The organism is Pantoea sp. Pa-EAmG, assembly GCF_030024295.1.
GTDB classification, from domain to species: Bacteria; Pseudomonadota; Gammaproteobacteria; order Enterobacterales; family Enterobacteriaceae; genus Pantoea; species Pantoea dispersa.
Genome location: NZ_JASEWO010000383.1, coordinates 1 through 891, shown reverse-complemented (window position 1 = coordinate 891; position 891 = coordinate 1). Strand labels below are relative to the sequence as shown.

The 891-nt window shown below is 56.0% G+C and carries 1 protein-coding gene; it reads right to left on the bottom strand.

The window, feature by feature from the left end; translation table 11 throughout:
* Positions 1-891 (bottom strand): F0F1 ATP synthase subunit alpha (gene atpA, locus QMM04_RS22800; protein WP_282997151.1); only part of this gene is annotated, 891 nt, incomplete at both ends.

Here is an 891-nt window from a genome sequence, read left to right as displayed (position 1 = left end):
CACCGGACAGTTTCTTGATGATCTTGGTCTGTGCAGCACCACCAACACGGGATACCGAAATACCCGGGTTAACGGCTGGACGGATACCGGAGTTGAACAGGTTCGATTCCAGGAAGATCTGACCATCGGTAATCGAGATTACGTTGGTCGGAACGAACGCAGAAACGTCACCCGCCTGGGTTTCGATGATCGGCAGCGCGGTCAGAGAACCAGTCTGGCCTTTCACTTCACCGTTGGTGAAACGCTCAACGTAGTCAGCGCTTACGCGTGATGCACGCTCCAGCAGACGAGAGTGGAGGTAGAACACGTCGCCCGGGAATGCTTCACGACCCGGCGGACGGCGCAGCAGCAGAGAAATCTGACGGTAAGCAACAGCCTGCTTAGACAGGTCATCGTACACGATCAGTGCATCTTCACCGCGGTCACGGAAGTATTCACCCATTGCGCAACCGGCGTATGGCGCCAGGTATTGCAGTGCAGCGGATTCAGAAGCAGAAGCGACAACCACGATGGTGTTAGACAGCGCACCGTGCTCTTCCAGCTTACGTACCACGTTAGAAATGGTTGACGCTTTCTGACCAATCGCAACGTAGACACACTTGATGCCTGAATCGCGCTGGTTGATGATGGCGTCGATTGCCATTGCGGTTTTACCGGTCTGACGGTCACCGATGATCAGCTCACGCTGGCCACGGCCGATTGGAATCATCGCATCGACAGATTTGTAACCGGTCTGAACAGGCTGGTCGACTGACTGACGGTCGATAACGCCTGGTGCAATCACTTCAACTGGTGAGAAGCCATCGTTGTCGATAGCGCCCTTACCGTCGATCGGTGCACCCAGGGTGTTAACCACGCGGCCCAGCAGGCCACGGCCAACCGGCACTTCCA